General features: G+C 66.6%; 13 protein-coding genes. 7 read left to right on the top strand and 6 right to left on the bottom strand.

The genetic code is table 11. The annotated features are described in order from the left end of the window. Positions 1-10 precede the first annotated feature (10 nt). From G3545_RS00695 to G3545_RS00670, 6 genes are all read left to right on the top strand, one after another. The gene (locus tag G3545_RS00695) at positions 11-844 is read left to right on the top strand and encodes an ABC transporter permease (RefSeq protein WP_170009016.1); all 834 of its coding nucleotides are present in this window, start codon (positions 11-13) and stop codon (positions 842-844) included. Between the two features lies 1 nt (position 845). Beyond that, on the top strand, positions 846-1,655 hold the full coding sequence (locus tag G3545_RS00690; RefSeq protein WP_170009015.1) for an ABC transporter ATP-binding protein: 810 nt from the start codon (positions 846-848) through the stop codon (positions 1,653-1,655). A gap of 10 nt (positions 1,656-1,665) precedes the next feature. Continuing rightward, positions 1,666-2,418 (top strand): ABC transporter permease subunit, encoded by a 753-nt coding sequence (locus tag G3545_RS00685; protein WP_170009014.1) that lies wholly within the window; start codon positions 1,666-1,668, stop codon positions 2,416-2,418. Then, on the top strand, positions 2,418-3,122 hold the full coding sequence (locus G3545_RS00680; RefSeq protein ID WP_170009013.1) for a fumarylacetoacetate hydrolase family protein: 705 nt from the start codon (positions 2,418-2,420) through the stop codon (positions 3,120-3,122). Before G3545_RS00685 ends, G3545_RS00680 begins: the two co-directional genes overlap by 1 nt. 240 nt (positions 3,123-3,362) lie before the next feature. Then, positions 3,363-3,878: a DNA starvation/stationary phase protection protein Dps gene (gene dps / locus G3545_RS00675; RefSeq protein WP_281411726.1), complete on the top strand. Its 516-nt coding sequence runs from the start codon at positions 3,363-3,365 to the stop codon at positions 3,876-3,878. 453 nt (positions 3,879-4,331) lie between these two features. Then, entirely contained in the window at positions 4,332-4,904 is a 573-nt protein-coding gene (locus tag G3545_RS00670; protein WP_246702636.1) for a MarR family transcriptional regulator, read from the top strand. A 252-nt stretch (positions 4,905-5,156) separates the two neighbouring features. Here G3545_RS00670 and G3545_RS00665 read toward each other — a convergent pair whose 3' ends face one another. From G3545_RS00665 to G3545_RS00655, 3 genes are all read right to left on the bottom strand, one after another. Then, positions 5,157-6,785: an alpha-D-glucose phosphate-specific phosphoglucomutase gene (locus G3545_RS00665; protein WP_170009011.1), complete on the bottom strand. Its 1,629-nt coding sequence runs from the start codon at positions 6,783-6,785 to the stop codon at positions 5,157-5,159. Between the two features lie 129 nt (positions 6,786-6,914). Beyond that, positions 6,915-8,558, bottom strand: a complete 1,644-nt coding sequence (gene pgi / locus G3545_RS00660; RefSeq protein WP_170009010.1) for a glucose-6-phosphate isomerase — start codon at positions 8,556-8,558, stop codon at positions 6,915-6,917. A 29-nt stretch (positions 8,559-8,587) separates the two neighbouring features. Continuing rightward, on the bottom strand, positions 8,588-11,119 hold the full coding sequence (locus G3545_RS00655) for an ATP-binding protein (RefSeq protein WP_170009009.1): 2,532 nt from the start codon (positions 11,117-11,119) through the stop codon (positions 8,588-8,590). A 211-nt stretch (positions 11,120-11,330) separates the two neighbouring features. Between G3545_RS00655 and G3545_RS00650 the strand changes: the two genes are divergently transcribed. Then, on the top strand, positions 11,331-12,881 hold the full coding sequence (locus G3545_RS00650) for a flagellar biosynthetic protein FliO (protein ID WP_170009008.1): 1,551 nt from the start codon (positions 11,331-11,333) through the stop codon (positions 12,879-12,881). 215 nt (positions 12,882-13,096) lie between these two features. Here G3545_RS00650 and dksA read toward each other — a convergent pair whose 3' ends face one another. The 3 genes from dksA to G3545_RS00635 form a co-directional block, all read right to left on the bottom strand. Beyond that, complete coding sequence (gene dksA / locus G3545_RS00645; RefSeq protein ID WP_170009007.1) at positions 13,097-13,513, bottom strand: RNA polymerase-binding protein DksA; 417 nt, start codon at positions 13,511-13,513, stop codon at positions 13,097-13,099. 516 nt (positions 13,514-14,029) lie between these two features. Continuing rightward, positions 14,030-14,890, bottom strand: a complete 861-nt coding sequence (locus G3545_RS00640) for a MipA/OmpV family protein (protein WP_170009006.1) — start codon at positions 14,888-14,890, stop codon at positions 14,030-14,032. A gap of 72 nt (positions 14,891-14,962) precedes the next feature. Continuing rightward, entirely contained in the window at positions 14,963-16,291 is a 1,329-nt protein-coding gene (locus G3545_RS00635) for an FAD-binding oxidoreductase (RefSeq protein ID WP_170009005.1), read from the bottom strand. Positions 16,292-16,354 lie beyond the last annotated feature (63 nt).

Below are 16,354 nucleotides of genomic sequence, written 5' to 3'. Positions count from 1 at the left end.
GGCAATTGGAATGGCGGCTCCCGCTCAGGTGAACGGCACTCCCACCGTCGTTCACCCCGCCGGCGGCTCGCGGAGTTCGCTCCGCAAGCTGCTCGGCGATCGCCCGGTCCTGTGGCGTCTCGCCTCGCTTGGCCTGTTCTTCCTCATCTGGGAGATCGCCGGCCGCATTCCGATCAGCTTCGCCTTCCCGACCTTCCTGGAGACGCTGGAAGCCTTCGTGCGCATGACGCTCGACGGCTCCTTCGTCACCGCCTACGCCTCGACGCTGCAGCCGCTGGTGATCGGCATCGCCATCTCCGCCGTGCTCGGCGTCGGGCTCGGCATCCTGATGGGCCTGTCGCGCGGCGCCGAATGGCTGATCGCGCCGGTCTTCATCGTGCTGCAGGCCGCGCCGATGGCGGCGCTGATCCCGCTCATCACCTTCGTCTACGGCATCGGCCTTTTGGCGAAGACGCTGGCGGTGATCATGCTCGCTCTGCCGGTGATCGTGCTCAACGGCTACAAGGCGGTGCGCAACGTGAACCCGTCGCTGGTCGACATGTGCCGCTCCTTCCAGGGCACGCAGATGCAGCGCATCTTCAAGATCATCATCCCCGATGCCAGCCCGGTGATCTTCGCCGGCCTCCGGCTCGGCCTCGCCGCCGGCTTCATCGGCGTCATCCTGGCCGAGTTGCTCATCACTCCGACCGGCATCGGTGACCTCATCACCTATCACCGCTCGGTGGCCGACTATCCGGAAATGTATGCCGCGGTGGTCTCCATCATCGTGGTGTCGACCCTGACCCTCGCCGCGCTGGAGGCGTTCGAGCTTCGCGTGCTGCGTCCCGAGAAGAGAAGAGGCTGAGATGCGCAACATCACCGCGGCTGCCCAGGCCGCCATCGCCCGCCCCGAGGCAGACGCCACTGTTGCCGTCGAAGTGCGCGGCATTTCCAAGATCTATGGCGAGGTCGAAGCGCTCCGCTCGGTCGATCTCGATTTCCCGGCCGGCAAGCTGACGACGCTGCTCGGCCCCTCCGGGTGCGGCAAGACCACGCTCCTGAAGATCATCGCCGGCCTCAACGTGCCCGACGCCGGCGAGGTCCGGGCCAATGGCAAGGTCGTCACCGGCCCCGGCCCGGAGCGCGCCTTCGTGTTTCAGGATTTCGCGCTGATGCCCTGGGCCACGGTGATGCGCAACGTCGCCTTCGGGCTGGAGCTGCGCGGCATGGGCAAGGACGAGCGCCAGGCGATTGCCGCCAAATACATCAATGAGGTCGGCCTCGCCGGCTTCGAGGACAAATACCCGCACGAGCTCTCCGGCGGCATGCGGCAGCGCGTCGGCCTCGCCCGCGCCTTTGCGGTGAATGCCGATGTGCTCCTGCTCGACGAGCCGTTCTCGGCAGTGGACGAGCAGAACCGCCGCAAGTTCCAGGAGGATCTGCTGCGCCTCGTCGCGATGGAGAACAAGACCTTCATCTTCGTCACCCATTCGATCGAGGAAGCGGTCTATGTCTCCGACCGCATCGTCATCCTGTCCCGCCGGCCCGGCCGGGTCTCGCAGATAATCGAGCCGGAGATTGACCGCGCCGCCTCCCCCGACGCCATCCGCCGCGACCAGTCCTATCTCGATACGGTCGAGGAGATCTGGCAGGGGCTGAAGCGCTACGTGGATTGAGGAGGGCTCGATGACACTGTTCGGCTACAAGATCCCGATGATGGCTTCGCTGCTGGTGTGGTGCGCCATCTGGGAGATCGTCGGCCAGTCCGGCGTGATGTTCCTCATTCCGCCGCTCTCCGACGTGCTGGTCGCCGCCTTCCATCTGGTACAGACCGGCACCTGGCAGGCTGCGGCGATCACAACGCTCTCCAGCTTCTTGATCGGCATGGCCTTCGCCATCGTGGTCGGCGTCGTGCTCGGCGTGCTGATGGGCCGGGTGCCGGCGATCGATAATCTGCTCGGCATCTGGGTGAACATCTTCGTCTCCGCCCCGCTCTCGGCGCTGGTGCCGGTGCTGATGATCCTGTTCGGCATGGGCGAGACCACGGTGATCGTCACTGTGTTCCTGTTCGCGGTGTGGATCGTGGTGCTCGACACCCGGGCCGGCATCCAGCATGTACCGCCCTCGCTGATCGAGATGGCGAGAAGCTATGGCGCCTCGCGCACCGCGCTCTATGGCAAGATCATCCTGCTGGCCGCCCTGCCCGAGATCCTCGCCGGCATCAGGCTCGGCCTGGTGCGCGGCGTGAAGGGCGTGGTGATCGGCCAGTTGCTGGTCGCCATCATCGGCTATGGCGAGTTGTTTGAACTTTTTTCGCGCAATTTCGACATGGACAACTTCTGGGCGCTGACGATCATCCTATTCGCCTTTGCGATGCTGGTCTCCGCGCTCATCGAGAACATCGAGAAACGAGTGGAATATTACGCAGGAGTCCGCTGATGAACGCGCCTACCGACAACTCCGCCTATGTGATCGCGCCGCCGGCGATCCCGACCCTGCCCGTGGTCGGCACCGACAAGCTGTTTCCGATCCACCGCATCTATTGCGTCGGCCGCAATTATGCGGAGCACGCCATCGAGATGGGGCATGATCCGAACAAGGAGCCGCCCTTCTTCTTCCAGAAGAACCCGGACAATGTGATCACCACCGGCCAGTTCCCCTATCCCGACAAGTCCTCCGACGTGCATTTCGAGATCGAGATGCTGGTGGCGCTGTCGAAGGGTGGCGTCAACATCCCGGTCGAGCAGGCGCTGGACCATGTCTATGGCTACGGCATCGGTCTCGACATGACCCGCCGCGACCTGCAGGGCGAGGCCAAGAAGCTCGGCCGCCCGTGGGAAGTCGGCAAGGCGTTCGAGGCCTCCGCCCCCTGCTCCGGCCTGATCCCGGCCAGCGAGATCGGCCATCCCGCCGCTGGCAAGGTGTGGCTCAAGGTCAACGGCGAACTGCGCCAGCAAGGCGACCTCAACCAGATGATCTGGAAGGTGCCGGAGATGATCTCCTATCTGTCCGGCCTGTTCGAGCTGAAGGCCGGCGACGTCATCATGTCCGGCACGCCGGCGGGCGTCGGCGCCATCGTGCGCGGCGACCACATGGAGGGCGCCGTGGACGGCGTCGCCACCCTCGACGTGCGCGTGGTCTGATCCACGCGGCGTCGGTCCACAGCAGGCTCTCAACGGGCTTCAATGCGTGCGGCGGCCGGCACCCCGGCCGCCGTTCTTGCGCGTAGGCACGCTATTCTTCCTGCGACATCCCGCGCGACGGCAACCCGCACCATTCGCCGGCCGCCGGCTTGACGCTCGCGCGCCGCGCCCGATCTATCATCCGCAGCCATTTACCTATCCGGCATCGCGTGATCGCCTGTAGCGTGAGCGCGTGCCAAACTGCGCAACACGGCTTCGGAGAGATCAATGCGCCAGCACGCCACCGTCAACGACGTCCCCTCGAACGCGAAGAACGTCGCGATCGAACTGCTCAACGCCAACCTTGCCAGCGCCATCGACCTCGCGCTTGCCACCAAGCAGGCGCACTGGAATCTCAAGGGTCCGCAATTCATCGCCGTGCACGAGATGCTCGACGGTTTCCGCACCGATCTCGACGAGCACGTCGACACCATGGCGGAGCGCGTCGTCCAGCTCGGCGGCACTGCGATCGGCACGACCCAGTCCGTGGGCCAGGCGACCAAGCTCGCCGCCTATCCCACTGACATCTATAAGGTGAAGGATCACCTCACTGCACTCATCGAGCGTTATGGCGCGGTTGCAAATGCGGTGCGCCACGCCATCGACGAGTCCGCGGAAGCGGGTGACGCGACCACGTCGGACATCTTCACCGCAGCCTCGCGGACCCTCGACAAGTCACTCTGGTTCCTCGAGGCGCACCTTCAGGAAGCAAGCTGACCGAGAACCGCGTTTCGCGGGCTTTCGCCGGCCGCCTGTCATGAAGATGATAGTTGCGATCCGAATCATAATGCATCCTGCCAGTGGCCGCTCACGTGCAGTGTTGCAAGCTGCGGTCGCCTTTGTGCCATGATTTCCCGGTGAAATGCCCGCGGTTTTGCTACGAATCCCTGCCGCCGGTACTCTGCCGGCGGCAGACTTGGCGGAGTATCCTTACGTAAGGCGCTGCATATCCTTCGGGAATAACGGGAAGCCTCCAATTTGCCACTGAATTCTCATGAATACGACACTATTGATACAACGCTATTGCCTTCTTCGAGGACTTACTGAAATATCCTGCCGACGGTCGGCTAGAAGTTGAAAGAAATCGCCGTCTTCAAGAGTCGAGCAGGTTATGCGAAAGCTAATAATAATTCGAGAATCGAACCAATGCGGAACGAAGGACGGTAACGGATGGTGCGCAAACTCGCGGAAATCGACGACGACATCGCGCCTTCGGCAAATCCCTCGTGGGCCCAGCTCTCGGCCGTTCCCATGCGCATGAACGATGCTGACACGGATGTCGCGACCGTTACGCACCTGGAGATTGCCCGGGTCATTGAACGGGCTCACCGCCGCTTCCTCGACCTGCTGCGGATGGAACTGACACGCCTCGGCACCGACGACATCAGCCCCTCGCAGGTCATGCTGCTGTTCACCATCGGCAGCGACGAACTCTCGGTGCGCGACCTGCTCGAGCGTGGCCACTATCTCGGCTCCAACGCCTCCTACAATCTCAAGCAGCTTGTCGACTCCGGCTATGTCGATCGTTCCGCCTCGCCTCGCGACCGGCGCTCGGCGCGGCTGCGGCTGACGGACAAGGCGAATCAGCTTTGCGAGGCGATTCGCACCGTGCATGACAACTTCCACCGGCAGACTGTGCGCGACGAGGGCGAGGCGCAGGAGCTGGTGACGGCGTACAACGTGCTGCGCCGTCTTGAAATCCTGTGGACAAGCTCGCTGCGCTACGGCGGCGAGACCAACTGAACAGGCGCCATTCGCGCCAGTCTTTATGCCCGGGCGAGCCCCGGGCAACGCGGCAACGCTGCCATACGGCTTGAGCTTTGTTTCGCTCGCCGTGCTTGCTTCGACAAACTACAGCGACCTCATCCTGAGGTGCCCGGCATTAGCCGGGCCTCGAAGGATGCTCGCTATCGACGGTGGTGCGCTGCTTGAGCATCCTTCGAGGCTCGCAGCGCTCGCACCTCAGGATGACGTGCGGAAGCTGCATTAGCCCCCTCAGGTGATCACGTCCGGAGCCGAACGCCCGGTGCGGCCGGGAATGTCGGGCAGTGTGCGCGACAGTGCGATGAGGTCCGCCAGCACGCTCTGCGGATCGAGATCCTGCCGGCTGCTGTCACCCTCGAACTGCTCGATATAGACCCGTAGCGTCGCTCCCGCCGTGCCGGTGCCGGACAGCCGGTAGACGATGCGCGAGCCATTGCTGAAGAAGATGCGCAGCCCCTGGCTGGTGGTCACCGAGCCGTCGACCGGGTCGTGATAGGCGAAGTCGTCGGCGCGCTCGACGGTCAGGCCGCCGAAGCTCTGCCCCGGCAGTTCCGCCAGCCGCGCCCTGAGATCGGCGACCAGCGCGTCGGCGGCGCTCGCATCGACTTCCTCATAATCGTGGCGGGTATAGTAGTTGCGGCCATAGGTGGCCCAATGGCCGCGCACGATATCGGCGACGCTCTCGCCGCGCACCGCGATGATGTTCAGCCACATCAGCACCGCCCACAGCCCGTCCTTCTCGCGGACATGGTTGGAGCCGGTGCCGGCGCTCTCCTCGCCGCACACCGTGGCAAAGCCGGCATCCAGCAGATTGCCGAAGAACTTCCAGCCCGTCGGCGTCTCGTAGCATTTGATGCAGAGCTTCTCGGCGACGCGGTCGGCCGCGCCACTGGTCGGCATCGAGCGCGCAATGCCGGCGATGCCGGCCTTGTAGCCCGGCGCCAGGTGCATGTTGGCGGCGATCATGGCGAGCGAATCGGAGGGCGTGACGAAGCGCCCCCGGCCGATGATGAGGTTGCGGTCGCCATCGCCGTCCGACGCCGCGCCGAGATCGGGCGCGCCCTCGGCCATCATGAGGTCGTAGAGGTCCTTGGCATGGACCAGGTTCGGGTCGGGATGGTGGCCGCCGAAATCGGGTAGCGGCTCGCCATGCACCACGGTGCCGGGCGCGGCGCCCAGCGTTCCCTCCAGGATCGCCTTGGCATATGGGCCGGTCACCGCGCTCATGGCGTCGAAGCGCATGGTGAAGCCACCCGTGAACAGCTTGGCGATGGCGCCGAAGTCGAACAGCTGCGCCATCAGTTCGGCATAGTCGGCGACCGGGTCGATCACCTCGACGGTCATACCCGCCAGCGTCGTGGTGCCGAGCGTATCGATATCGACATCCGCCGCCTCGACGATGCGGTACTCATGAATCGTCTTCGTCGCGGCAAAGATGGCGTCGGTGATTTTCTCCGGTGCCGGGCCGCCGGCGCCGATATTGTACTTGATGCCGAAGTCCCCGTGGGGCCCGCCGGGATTGTGGCTGGCGGAGAGGATGATGCCGCCGAACGCCTTGTGCTTGCGGATCACACAGGAGGCGGCGGGCGTCGACAGGATGCCGCCCTTGCCGACCATCACCCGGCCGAAGCCGGCAGCGGCCGCCATCTTCAGCACCACCTGGATCGCCTCGCGATTATAGAAGCGCCCGTCACCGCCGACGACCAGCGTCTTGCCCTCATAGCCCTCCAGCGACGAGAACACCGACTGCACGAAGTTCTCGACATAATGCGGCTGCTGGAACACCGGCACCTTCTTGCGCAGGCCGGAGGTTCCCGGCTTCTGGCCGTCGAAAGGCGTGGTGGCGACGGTGCGGATCATGTTTCCCCCGAGGTCTCGCTTGTCGTCATCCCGGAACGGCCACAAGGCCGTATCCGGGATCGCATGAAATTTGAGAGCGATCCCGGCTCTACGCTGCCCTTCGGCCGGGATGACACCCTTCAGGCGGGTCTACTTCGCCGTCAAATGATGCAAGAGGCCTGCCGCCGAACCGCTTAAGTCCGCCGGCGCCTGGCCGCTTTCCACCGCAGGCAGCAGCGTGTTGGCGAGTTCCTTGCCGAGCTCGACGCCCCATTGGTCGAAGCTGTTGATCCCCCAGATCGCGCCTTCGGTGAACACGCGGTGCTCATAGAGCGCGATGATGCGGCCGAGCGCGTAAGGGTCGAGCTTTTCATAGGCGATGGTGACCGACGGGCGGTCGCCGGGGAAGACGCGGTGCGGGGCGATCAGCGCGATCTGCTCCTCGCTCATGCCCTTCTCGACCAGTTGCGCCCGCGCTTCTTCCAGCGTGCGCCCGCGCATCAGCGCTTCGGATTGCGCCAGGCAATTGGCGATCAGCATGGCATGCTGGCGCTCGAGCCCGGGCAGCGAATTCTCGTCGTGCCCCTTGGCGGCGATCAGGAACTCGACCGGGATCGGGCTGGTGCCCTGGTGGATCAGCTGGAAGAAGGCGTGCTGGCCATTGGTGCCGGGCTCGCCCCACACCACCGGGCCGGTGTCGTGCGCGGGACGCACGCCATCCTTGGTCACCTGCTTGCCGTTGCTCTCCATGTCGAGCTGCTGGAGATAGGCCGGCAGGCGCGACAGGTGCTGGTCGTAGGGGATCACCGCGCGGGTGGCGTAGCCGCACACGTCGCGGTGCCAGATGCCGACGAGGCCGAGCAGCACGGGCAGGTTCCGCTCCAGCGGCGTGGTGCGGAAATGCTCGTCAATGGCGTGGCCGCCATCGAGGAAGCGGCCGAACGCTTTCGAGCCGATCGCGATCATCACCGGCAGGCCGATCGCCGACCACACCGAATAGCGCCCGCCGACCCAATCCCAGAAGCCGAACACGCGGTCGGACGCGATGCCGAAGGCGGCGACCTTGTCGAGCGCGGTGGAGACCGCGGCGAAGTGCGCGCCGACCGCCGCTTCGCCCAGCGCATCGACGATCCAACGCCGGGCCGAGGCAGCGTTCGCCATGGTCTCCTGCGTGGTGAAGGTCTTGGAGGCGACGATGAACAGCGTCGTCTCCGGATCGAGCGGCTTCACCGTGTCATAGAGATGCGCGCCGTCGACATTGGAGACGAAATGCGCACGCGGCCCGTCATGATAGGGCGCCAGCGCCAGCGTCACCATGGCCGGCCCGAGGTCCGAGCCGCCAATGCCGATATTGACGATGTCGGTAATGGGCTTGCCGGTGGAACCCTTCAGCGCGCCGGAGCGGATGCCCTCGGCGAAGGCCGCCATGTCGGCCAGCACCTTGGCGACATCGCCGCGCACATCCTGGCCGTCGACCACGAATGGCGTCGCCGTGCGGTTGCGCAGCGCGGTGTGCAGCACCGCGCGATCCTCTGTGAAATTGATATGGACGCCGGCGAACATGGCGTCGCGCTTCTCCTCGACCTTGACCGCGCGGGCGAGCGCGAGGAGGCTGGCCAGCGTATCCGCGGTCAGCGAGCATTTGGAGAAATCGAGCAGCAAATCCTCAAAACTCGCCGAGAAGCGTTCGAAGCGCTTCGGATCCTCGGCGAACAGGCCAGCGACCCTCTTGCCGGTGCGGGCGGTGCGGTCTTTGGCAAGGGCGGCGAACAGGCTTTCGGTCTCAGCGCTCATGGTCCATCCCCGAACTGTGCGCCGACACCTTATCCGTCTCGGCCCAATGTCGTCTTCACCGTTTCGATTAGCTGCTTCAGGGTGAACGGCTTCGGCAGGAAGCCGAAATCAGCACCCTCCGGCAGGTTCTTGGCGAAGGCTTCTTCCGCATAACCCGACATGAATATCACCTTGATGTCGGGATGCGCGGCCCGCAACTCCTTGAGCAAGGACGGCCCGTCCATTTCCGGCATGACGACGTCGGAGAGCACCAGTTCGACATCGGCGCCGCGCTCCGCCATCACCTCCAGCGCCTCGACGCCGGATGCCGCCTCCAGCACATTGTAGCCGCGCGAGGCCAGCGCACGGGAGGCGAAGGCGCGCACCGCCTCCTCATCCTCGACCAGCAGCAGCGTGCCGCGCCCGGTGAGGTCGGCAGCCTTCGCCGGGGCTTCGGGCGCCTTGGCAACGGGCGCTTCCGGATCGGGGATGTGACGCGGCAGGAACACCCGGAACAGCGTGCCCTTGCCCTGCTCGCTCTCCACCTGCAGCGTGCCGCCGGTCTGCTTGACGATGCCATAGACCGTGGACAAGCCGAGGCCGGTGCCCTTGCCGACTTCCTTGGTCGAGAAGAATGGCTCGAAGATCTTGTCGAGAATGGCCGGGGGAATGCCGGTGCCGGTATCCTCCACCTCCACCAGCACGTGATCGGAGGCCGGCAGTTCGGCACCGGCATAGCGCACGGTCTCGGCCGCGGTGACATTCGCGGTGCGGATGGCGAGCGTGCCGCCCTCGGGCATGGCGTCGCGGGCGTTTACCGCGAGGTTCACGACCACTTGCTCGAACTGGTTGAGGTCGGCCTTCACCGGCCAGAGTTCGCGCCCCTCCTTCACCTCCAGCTTGACCGTCTCGCCGAGCAGGCGGCGCAGCAGCATGGTGAGGTCGCTCATCACGTCGCCGAGGTTCAGCACCTGCGGACGCAGCGTCTGCTGGCGCGAGAAGGCCAGCAATTGGCGCACCAGGCCGGCGGCGCGATTGGCGTTCTGCTTGATCTGCATCACGTCCTGGAAGGACGGATCGGTCGGCCGGCTATTGGCGAGCAGCAGGTCGGAATAGCCGATGATGGCGGTCAGCACATTGTTGAAGTCATGCGCCACGCCGCCGGCGAGCTGGCCGACCGCCTGCATCTTCTGGCTCTGCGCGAACTGCGCCTCCAGCGCCCGCTGCTCGGTGGTCTCCACCGCATAGACGATGGCGGCTTCGCTCGCCGCATCGCCATCCTCGACCGGGGCGACATAGAAGCGCGCTGAGCGCGATCCATCCCCAGTCAGCGCGATATCCACCGCACCGCCCGGTTTGCCTTCCAGCGCGGTCGCCACCGCTCCGGCGAGCGCACCGCGCGACGGCCCGGCGACCAGTTCGGCAATGCGCCTTTTGTCGCCGGCCTCGAAGCCGCCGAACAGCCGGGCGAACATGGCGTTGGCCTGCGCCACCCGGCCCTCGCGATCGATCGTGGCGATGGCGACCGGGGAATTGTGGAAGAAGCGGGCGAAGCGCACCTCCGCCGCACGCAGCGGATCAGCGGCGGCATTGTCCTCGCGGGAGCGGTTCACCACCAATGTGCGCGAGGCGCCCGCGGTGCCGTCGGAGGCGAAGGCAACGCGGTGCCAGAGCCGCACGGGAAGCGTCTGGCCGTTCTTGCGGCGCAGATCGAGATCGATCACCTCGGTGCGCACGCTGCCCGGCGTCGGGATCAGGCCGGTCAGCAAGGCCGCGGCCGGACCGGGCACGAGTTCGGCGACGCTAAGCCCGCCGGGCCCGAACTCGGCAAGGTCATAGCCGAGCCAGTCCACCAGCGTGGCATTGATGTAGTGGATCGCGCCGCCGGGCGAGGCGGAGAAGAAGCCGGCCGGCGCATGATCGAGATAATCGATGGCGTGCTGCAATTCGAGGAAGGCGTTCTCCTGCCGCTCGCGCTCGCGCGTCAGGTCCGCCACCGTCCAGATCGCTGCCTTGGCACCGCGCCCTGCCCCACCCGCCGGGCGCGCGCCGAGCCGCAGCCAACGTACCGGCTCGCCGGCAGCGGTGCCGGGCACCCGCACCTCCTCGGTGAGCCCCTTGCCCTCGCGCACGCCCTGGGCGAGGCGATAGACCGCCTCCGAAGCATCCGGGTCGGAAGTGAACAGCCGCTCCACCGGCCGCAGATCCTCCACGCCGTCGGCGCCGGTGATGTCGCGATAGCGTGGGTTGGAATAGAGGATGCGCCCTAGCGGATCGACGATGGCGACGCCTTCCGCCGCGCTGTCGACGACTCGCCGGGCGAGTTCGTCGCGTGCGTCCGGCACGCCGAACCGCAGCAGTCCGGAGGCGAAGGCGAACAGCGCGAACACGCCGATCACCGCCAGCACGGTCAGCAGGCCGATGATCCAGGGGTCGGCACGGTCGCGGCCGAGCAGCAGCAGCGACACCACGGCGCCGACGAGCGCAAGCGCCACCACCAGCACCAGACGGATGCTGCCGCCACTGCCGGCGCCGGCCAAGGCGGGATCGAGCGTCGGGTCGTCGGGTCTGCTCTCCGCCATTGTCCTTCCGCAAGCCCGCTCATGGGAGACGCGGCGCGAACAACGCGCGAGTCTCTCCTGTAACTTGGTGCCCGAGCCTGCGGTGCGGGGCAAGTCCCGTATTGTTCCCCGCGTGGGTCTCCCCACCTACGAATCCCGCATGACGCCAAGCTTGGTGGCATGTCACGCAAAGCCGGTTATTATGCAGCCACGCAATGTGGAGTAACCGTGCATGCCGGATTTGTCTGCTGGAGCCGCTGGTCTGAGTGGGCTCGCCACCTATGTGCTGGCGGCTGCCGGCGTGCTCGTGCTGCTCGGCATCGTGCTTTGGCTGGCCCGCCGTTCCAATGGCGGCGAGGTGGCCCGCAAGGCACCGCCGGCCCGCCGCCTCGCCGTAGTCGACCAGATCGCGCTCGACGAGAAACGCCGGCTGGTGCTGATCCAGCGCGACGGCGTGGAGCACCTGGTCATTCTCGGTGGCAGCAATGAATTGCTGGTCGAGACCGGCATCGGCGATCCCCGCACGGCTCGATACAACGAGCGGGAGCTGCGCGCCCCGGCGCCGGTGCGCGAGGTGCCCGAATTGCCGGCCTTCCCGGCCGCGCCCGCCCGCGAGGCCATCGCGCGAGACGCCGGTACCCGAGACCTGCCGCCGCTGGCCGCGCCTGTGGTCGAACGCGCGGTGCGGCAGGCCGCGCCTCCCGAGCCGGTACCGCCCGCCTTCGCCGAGCCGGCACTGTCGCGCCGGGCCGTAATGGCCGAAGCGCCGCCACCGATTCGCCCTGCCCCGCCGCGCAGCGAGTCGGCGCGCCCGCAGCCCGCGCCGCCGCCTGCACCGGTCGTTCGCCGCGCCGAGCCGGCACCGCCGGTGATGCAGCAGGCCGCCCCTGCGATCCAGCCGGCGCCGGTGATTCCGCCGATGCCGGAACCGGTGCTGCGCGCCGAGCCGGAGCCGGTCCGCCCGCCCGAGGCGCCATTCGCCGCGCCGGCCCGTGAACCGGCAGTCCTCGACGCGGCGGCTCCCGCGCCGGAGCCGGAAACGGCAGCCCAGGCCGCGGAACTGGCGAGAGCCGGCGGCCTGCTCGCCCGGTTGCGCCGGCCGCGCCAGAGCGAGACGGCGCCGCAAGGCCCTGCCCCGGCGGAGTCCGCGCTTGCGCGACTCCGCGATTCGCAGCCCGCCGCCGTCGAGGCCCATCTTGCCAGCCTCGATCAGTCGGACATGCTGCCGGAAATGCCCTCGCACAGCGTGCCGGAGGTCGTCCTCGATCTGCCGACTGCGCCGGAGCCGGAACCGCAGGTCACCGCAGCCGCCATGCCGGCACGTGCGGAGCCGGACATGTCGAAGCTGCTCGACATGATCATACCGGCTGTAGAGGCATCCACGGCAAACGTGCCCACCGCTCCTGCCACGCCCACCGCTCCTGCTGCTCCTGCCGCTCCCGCTTCGCCTGCGGGTTCTGCCGCGCCCGGCGAGTCTACGGAGCCGCCGCGTGTGGCGGTGAAGATCGATCCGTTCTTCGCCAATATGGCACAGCGGCTCGAGGAGACGCTGCGGCGCCCGATTGCTCCCGGCACGCCGACGGCACCCTCAGCGCCTTCTTCGGCCCGGCCCGCGACCAATGCCGCGGAGATCGAACGGGTGATCGATCTCGCACTCAGCACACCGGTCGAGCCCGGCACGGGCACGCCTGGCGCACCGACGCCGCGCGCACCCGAGGTCGCGCCGCCTACGCGCGACGAACTCGAAGCGGAGATGGCCAATCTCCTTGGTCGCGGCCGCTGAGGCAGCGAGCGGCAACCGCTCGACGACACGCCGCAATGCCAACGGCCGGGACATTGTCCCGGCCGCATCGTTTCTGCCTAAATTTTGACGTGGGTAGCACCCGGCCGTCCGCCTCGGCCGGACGTGTGTCCGGCCCATCGGCCTCGGTTCCCAAGCTCCGGTAACTGGAGCCGCCTTGTGCGCCCGGGCCGATTCGCTCCGGACGCTATCGGTGCCTAGTCGTCGCGATAGACCCGCTCGCGCCGCTCGTGGCGCTCCTGCGCCTCGATGGAGAGCGTCGCGATGGGGCGGGCCTCCAGGCGCTTGAGCGAGATCGGCTCGCCGGTCTCCTCGCAATAGCCGTAGGAGCTGTCCTCGATCCGATCCAGCGCCGCGTCGATCTTGGCGATCAGCTTGCGCTGGCGGTCGCGGGCGCGCAATTCGATGGCGCGATCCGTCTCGGAAGAAGCCCGGTCCGCAAGGTCCGGGTGATTCTGGTTCTCGTCCTGCAGATGCTGAAGCGTTTCCTTCGCCTCGCGCAGGATGTCGTCCTTCCAGTTGAGCAGCTTCAGGCGGAAATACTCGCGCTGCCGCTCATTCATAAAGGGTTCGTCCTCGCGGGGGCGATACTCCTCGTCGATCTCAACCGACATCGGCTCACGTCCTCGTCCTTGGGAGCCCCCGGATTCGCATGGGGTCTCTCGGGCGCACGCTTATAGCCGCACGAAATCGCCCGGACAACTCTTCTGAATGTCATCCGCTTGCCATCAAATGCTGGATTTTTCAGCACTTTGCGCAGCGAAAGCGGGCAAACCCGGTCGCCATTCGCCCTTGGTCGAATTCGGGGCGTCACTTTGCTCCCGAATTGAACCGTCGGAAGACTCTTCCGGAGGGGCGTATTAGGGCGCTGGGTGCAAGCATCCTTCGAGGCTCGCTGAGCGAGCACCTCAGGATGAGGTCGCGCTTTTCGAAGAACCTCATCCTGAGGTGCCCGGCAGAGCCGGGCCTCGAAGGATGCCGAAACCGAGCGCGATCAATATCTTAAGGTCAAACCCGGACTCAATCTCTGAAGCGGCTAGACCCGGCCTCAAACAAAAATCCCAGAGCCGGCCATCGCCGCTCCGGGATTCCAAATCCGTAAAACCTCTCGAATCAGGCGATCGCCCGACTCACTGGATACCGAGGAAGAAGGTGTAGGACAGCGACACGCCGGTCTGGAATTGGTTGCGGTCGCCGTTCTGGATCACGATCGGGCTGTCGGCGGCGTCACCGGTCAGGTAGCGATATTCGCCGAACACGCTGCCGCGGAAGCCGTTGCCGAAATCCTTCTGGATCTGGCCGCCGACGCCGACAGAATAGATGCCGCCGCTCGGATCATACGGCGCGTAGAAATTGCCGTGCGAGATGGCGGCGATCGATTCTTCGTCCGAGACGCCGAAATAGGCATCGACGAAGCCGGAGCTGGTCAGCGTCATGCGCGGGCCGGCGGAGAAGGTCGTGCCGCCCCACCAGTCGCTGTGGTAAATCGCATCGGCGGTGAGGTCCGCCACCACGCCGTCAAAGCCGCCGAAGCCGTAGCGCACTTCGCCGCGCAGGCGCAGCCAATCCACCGGATACCACTGCGCATAGCCGCCGACCTCGACCGCGAAGTCGACGTCGTCGAGGCCCTTCAGCGCCCGGTTGTCGCTCGAATCCCGCTTCCAATCGAGCTTGCCGACGATACCGGCCTCGAAGATACCGGTATCGAACAGCGCGATGCTGGGATTGTCGTTGAAGCCGGTGAAACGGCTCAGCCGGTCGGCGCGGGAGATGCTGATGATCGGCTGAAAGGCGAACTCGTAATCGTCGCTGCCGAAGTAATCCGGCTGCGCCATCACATAGCCGCCGACCGTCAGCGTCCATTCGCGGCTCGCCGCGGCCACTGCCGGCGAGACTTCAGTCCCCAACGGGATATCGGCCGCCTCGGCGAATGTCGGAAGCGCCAGTGCGCCAAGGAGAAGGCCGACACCCGTAATACTCAACGACCGCATGATTCCCGACCCATAGCCCGACGCCTGAGTACCTTCATATAGCACAGCGAGGCCTCTGTGGTTGCCGAAAAGTCACGTTGCCGGCTCACCACGCATTGGCGTGCGGTGTGCGGAGGCGTTGCGAGCCCGACGCTCCTCCATGCGGTCCTTGAATCGCATGTGCCAATAGCTCGCCTGCACGCCGATGCGCCCGAGCGGCCCGCCGATCCGAACCACGCCGAACGGTGCGAACAGCTTCCAGCGCTCGTCGGACTCAGTGATGGCCGAGGCGATGAGTTCGCCGGCGATGGCGCTGGTGTTCAGCCCGTGCCCGCCAAAGGCAGCCGCGAGCCACACGCCGGGCTTGATCTGGCCGATCTGCGGCATGCGGTGCACTGCATAGGCCATGGTTCCGGCCCAGGCATGCTCCACCTTCGCTCCCACCAGATCCGGGAAGGTATCGCCGATCTCGCGCGCCAGCGTCCCCGTAAGGCCGCCGGGCACCGAGCGCCGCGTCGTGATGCCGCTGCCGAACAGCAGCCGGGCCCCGGCGATGCGGCGGAAATAATGCCCGGCGCGGCGCATGTCGGACACGGCGCCGGGAAACTGCACGGCGGCGTAGAGCTTCTCGCCCAACGGCTCGGTGACGCCGATGAAGGTCGAGACCGGAATCACCCCGCGCGTCACCGCCGGCCACACCCGCCCGCTCGGCACGCCGCTCGCCAGCACCACATGCTTGGCCCGGATCCGCCCGCCGCCGGTCGCCACGTGCTTGCGCACGCCGTTGAGATCGGCGCGCAGCGCCTCGGTGTCCTCGAAGATGCGCACGCCGGCGCGCTCCAGTTCCTCGGCAAGGCCGAAGGCGAGCGCCAGCGGATTGATGTGAAAGGCCTCGGGGAAATGCAGCGCCTGGAAATAATGCGGCGAATGCAGCACGCCGCGCACCTCGCGGGTGCGCCATACGTCGACCGGCGTGTCGAACTGGCGGCGCAGCCGGTCGGCCTCGCGATGGGTGGCGCGTTCCTCGTCCTTGCGGCGGACGACGAGATGGCCGCCGACCGGCTCGACACCGGCGATCCGCCCGCCATGCACCGCGGCGCGCACCAGCTCGACACCGTCGCGCGACAGCGCCCAAAGCTCGCGCGCATGATCGAGCCCTACCCGGGCGATCAGCCCGTCCAGCGGCTCGGCATAGCCCGGGCCGACAAAGCCGGCATTGCGGCCGGAGGCGCCGGAACCGACCCGGCCGGCCTCGATCACCACCACCTCGAAGCCGCGCCTGGCCAGCGCGCGGGCGGTCCACAGCCCGGCAAAGCCGCCGCCGATGACGCAGGCTTCGCAATCGAGATCCTGCGCCAGCTTGCGGCGCAGCGGGCGCGGCGCCACCAGTCCCGCATGGAATGTATCGACGCCGACGGCCATGCTTGTCCCCATACGCGATACCAACCGGCGCACCTTAGCCCCGAGGCGTGTATGTTCCGCAAA

Source organism: Starkeya sp. ORNL1, from assembly GCF_012971745.1.
In the GTDB taxonomy this organism is placed as follows: domain Bacteria; phylum Pseudomonadota; class Alphaproteobacteria; order Rhizobiales; family Xanthobacteraceae; genus Ancylobacter.
This window is presented reverse-complemented; position numbering and strand designations above follow the sequence as displayed.